Genomic DNA, 4,286 nt, shown 5'->3' on the forward strand with positions numbered 1-4,286 from the left:
CTATCGATTTCATTCTCAAGTCCCCCAAAAAGACAGTGCGCTACATGCAGTCCAAAAACGACAGAGATCTCTATAGCTACAGTGGTAAATTCACTCCAGATAAATCGATGTTAGGAGGCTGGGGGATCCTTTGGTTAGGTAGAGGTGTGTATTGCAAAACGGTGGCGGAGGCTGAAGCAAAAATAAAACCTTGGCTAGCAGATTGGAAAGCAAAGGGTTCATATAAGACAAAGGGTGGTTTTACTTTATCGGATGGGGGGGGAGTTAAAAGCCTAGGGGGCGTAGTCTATCCGGATCACTTTTGGACCAAAGGAATGCTGATCGGGAAATATGCAGATCAAGCTCTCGAAATGCATAAAGTGTCCGTGGGCGGGGTCGACTTCATGATTCTTGCGAGACCTCTCGTCGTAGAAGATTCAACGGTATCAGGGGAAGATGCAAAACCGTGGAAGCCTAACTACGCTATTTTGGTCAAGCAGGGAGACAAGTTGAAGTTTGAAGAAAAAACAAAGAAGAAGAAAAAGAAGTAAGTTCTGCCCCCTTATCACCCCATGAAAGCCCCTCCGAACACCTCCCGTAAAAATCAAATTCCTAGCAATAATATTATGAAAAAACTCAACTTAGCGCCGATTCACATCGGCTGGAAATCAATGGTCGTCAGTGCCGCGTTATTAATTACGGGCGCGCAGGCGAAAACCTGGACGAGTGCCGATGGTGGTAATACATTTAAAGGCGAACTCACCTCCTACGATGCCAAGACAGGATCAGTGAAGGTAACTCTGTCAAACGGGAGAAAGATGTCATTTAATCGTAAAATCCTATCCAAGCAGGATATCCAATACCTTGCTGAGAGTCAAAAACAGCCCGTTGAACCAGTTTCTAAAGCACCTAAAACAAAGAAAGCGCCCAGTAAAAAGAGTCATAAAACTAAGATCACTGGGATGCTGCACGATGCCGAGGGTAGTGATGCATATTTTGAAGGGGAGAAGTTTTTCGACCCTGCCCCAGGTAGAAAGGGTTGGATGATCAAGAACTTCGGCCCCGTCGGTATCGGAATTGCGATTGAAAAAAACAGTACCCTTAAAATAGAAAACGTCGAGAAAGGTTCTCCTGCCGAATTACCAGGAAAACTCAAGAAGGGGCAAATCATCGAGAGCATCAACGGCAGGACCTTCCAAGGGACTGACCCTCGTGTTGTTTTGGGAAATATCATCACCAAAGCTGAAGCGACCGATGGTAAAATTGAGATTAATATTAAGGGAGAAGAATCGGTTACGGTCACCATTCCTGTTCTGGGAAGCTATAGCAAGACCTGGCCCCTCGACTGCGAGAAGTCTGACAAGATTGTTCGTGACTTTGCCGAGGTGGTCGCCAAAGAGGGAAAGAACCAGTGGGGATCGATCCTCTTTCTCTTGTCAACGGGAGATGAGAGGGACCTTAAGGTAGTGAGCGGATGGGTCAAGGAAATGAAGGTGATCAGTACCACGGCTTGGGGAGTCGGATACGAGGGAATCGGCATCTGTGAATACTACCTGCGAACGGGAGATAAGACAGCGCTTCCCCTGATCAAAAAAGCTGCTGATTTTCTGAGGGACACCATCTACAACGGAGGGTGGTCCGGACGACCAGGGGGAGGTTTCAATTACCAGTCCGGAGCTCACATGAACGCCGCTGGCGTGCACTGTATCGACTTCTTGTTATTGGCAAAGACCTGTGGTGTTGATGTTGATGAAGCAACGCTTCAGGGATCGCTTCGTCAATTCTTCCGTTTTTCCGGTCGGGGCTCTGTACCCTACGGAGACTACGTACCTAAAGCGGGCTATAGGGATTGTAACGGCAAAACAGGAGGTCTGGCCCTGGCCATGGCCGCCGCCAGCCGGCTCACCCCCGGTGGTGAAGAGTCCATTTACGGCAAGGCCGTGCAGGTGAATGCCATGAAGAGCTACTATGGCACAGCCGCCTTTGGCACGGGTCACACGGGGGGAGGCATTGGGGAAATCTGGAAATCCGCCTCCATGGGGTTGATGGTTGAAAAGCGACCTAGCCAATACCGACAGTACATAGAGTCTCGAAGGTGGTCTTTAGAACTTTCCCGTCGTTTTCATGGTGGGTTTGGCATTGCGGGTACTCCTGACGGAAATTACGACCAAGCTTTAGGTGAAAAAATGAAAAAAACCTGGGGCACCTATTACGCCTTGAACTACACCTTGCCCCGAAAGAAGCTTCATCTCTTTGGCGCACCCCTGAGCAAATGGCTCAATCCTTCACATTACCTGAGCGCCCCTGGGGCACCAAGGCCGATGACGATTTCAACTCCCCCGACCCCGTGCCCGGTGGGCCGTGGGATCACAAGGACTTGCTCAAAGAGACGCTCCAAGAGCATTCGGGCGGCCCAGCCAAGAAAGCGTTGGATGCATCGAATGTCTCAGATGAGGCAATATTGACCTACCTCCATCACCCGGAGATCACCCATCGCTTCGAGGCCAAAAAAGCGATGTTAAAGCACAAGAAGGATGGCATGATCCTCGACGCACTCCGCTCTAAAGATGCTCGACTACGACATATTGGCGTCATGAGCCTTCACGATCTCTTCGGTACGTGGCGAAAAAACAACAAAGATGTAGCACGAGTCACCCCGGCCATGATGACGGAGGTGGAAAGAATTATTCGTGATCCCAAGGAATCCTGGTTTTTGAAACTGTGGGCCACGGGCCTTCTGCAACATGTGGACCTAAAGGAATTACGTTCCTACAAGGATGTGTTGGCCAAGATGATACTGCACGAAGAGCGTTGGATACAGGGTTCGGCCATTGGTACCAGCCAACGGCTTCTTGCCGACCCCGAAAGCTACAAAACTATTTTTCCTCTGACCGTGAAAGTCATCAAATCCGCAACTGGATATCCAATGATCACCAGGGCCAGTGAGATCACCAAAGGTTTAGACAATGCGAGTCCTGAGATTCAAGCCTATGCTCTGGATTTACTGAAGCCCGTCTATCAAAATCTTCCCCAAGAGCTGATCAGCGAAAACGGTATCTACGTCATACCTGATGGTGGAAATCTCAAACTAAAAAGCTTCGGTCAGGTGATCGGCTTCTCCACTGAAGGTCAGGAGTTCTTGAATTCCAGACCCAAGGCCACTTCGGAGTGGAAGATCAGTGGGAAGGAGAAGGATAAATTTGTCTCAGATGGTCAATTCAAACGCAACAAGAGCACTGAAGCAACCTGGAGTTTAGTCAACCACAACCTATTTGAGAGCAAAGCCGATGCCCTTCCCTGGATTAAGGGACAGTTAAAAGGGAAGAAGGTACCTGATCTCGGTACAAATAAAATAAAATACGGCTTCAGGTTTCTCGATAACGGTGAGGTACAAACACTCGGCATGACAAACAGGAGTCATACAAACCCCCTGTATTACTCGGGTGATGTGGCCTTCAGTACGTTTAAGGATATCGCCCACCATTTCGAGGTGTTTTCAGTCGATGATCGGGAATTCCTCATCATGGAACAACCCTTCGATATCAAAATAATTGATAAGAACTACAAACCGCAGTATAAAGTGTATGTGAAAATTAAATAATAAGTATCAGTTGTTAAGCTGAACAAGAAACACACGGAAAAAGAGAAAAAGGGATCAGGTGATAAATCTTGTCATTTAATCTTCTGAACCCCCTATCTCCTCCTCGCATGATGCTCTCGACCACCTCACTTAAAAAGCAAATTCCTAGAATGAACAAACAGATAGCAATACTAGGCCTGCTGCTTTTGAATTCAGCATTTGTATTGGGCGGCCAAACTAAAATTCCTGAAAACAGCCGTATCGTTCATATAAAACCAGGGCCGCAGGACAACTTCAGCAAGGCTGTCTTCTACCTTCGCGTCCCTGAAAAAGTAACGAAACCCAAATATATACTCGTATTACTAAAGGGAATCAATGCTGATGGATCGGGACTTCTTGAGCACAAGCAATGGCTACAATTTGCAAGCGAGACCCAGGCTGCAATCGTCGCCTGCACCTTGGTGAAAAAGGACAAAAAGAAGTACGACAAGCACAATCACTATGCCGCGGCGCAATGTGGCAGCGGTGCCGCACTTGAATCCGCGATTGAGAAGTTGGATGAGGCCCAAAAGGACTATTCACTGAAAGACTTACCGCTTCTTATATACGGATTCTCAGCGGGCGGGCAGTTCGCTTTCGGCTTTAGCTGCCACAATCCGACACGGATGATTGGCTTCGCCGCTGGGAAAGGAGGGTATTACTACCCAGAAGCAATCAAGGGAACCTA

General features: G+C 48.1%; 3 protein-coding genes and 1 pseudogene. All 4 read left to right on the forward strand.

All coding sequences use genetic code 11. The annotated features are described in order from the left end of the window. Positions 1 to 530, forward strand: a 530-nt coding sequence (locus BSZ32_RS09920) for a hypothetical protein (protein WP_165788767.1), incomplete at its 5' end; no start/stop codon positions are given. Positions 531 to 605: 75 nt separating this feature from the next. Next, positions 606 to 2,444 (forward strand): DUF6288 domain-containing protein, encoded by a 1,839-nt coding sequence (locus BSZ32_RS09925; RefSeq protein WP_105043272.1) that lies wholly within the window; start codon positions 606 to 608, stop codon positions 2,442 to 2,444. Further along, positions 2,357 to 3,580, forward strand: a complete 1,224-nt coding sequence (locus BSZ32_RS09930; RefSeq protein ID WP_129589699.1) for a hypothetical protein — start codon at positions 2,357 to 2,359, stop codon at positions 3,578 to 3,580. Before BSZ32_RS09925 ends, BSZ32_RS09930 begins: the two co-directional genes overlap by 88 nt. Before the next feature lie 149 nt (positions 3,581 to 3,729). Then, positions 3,730 to 4,286: pseudogene (locus BSZ32_RS18850) on the forward strand (hypothetical protein); the annotation flags it as partial.

It is taken from the genome of Rubritalea profundi (genome assembly GCF_002954445.1).
Lineage (GTDB): Bacteria > Verrucomicrobiota > Verrucomicrobiia > Verrucomicrobiales > Akkermansiaceae > Rubritalea > Rubritalea profundi.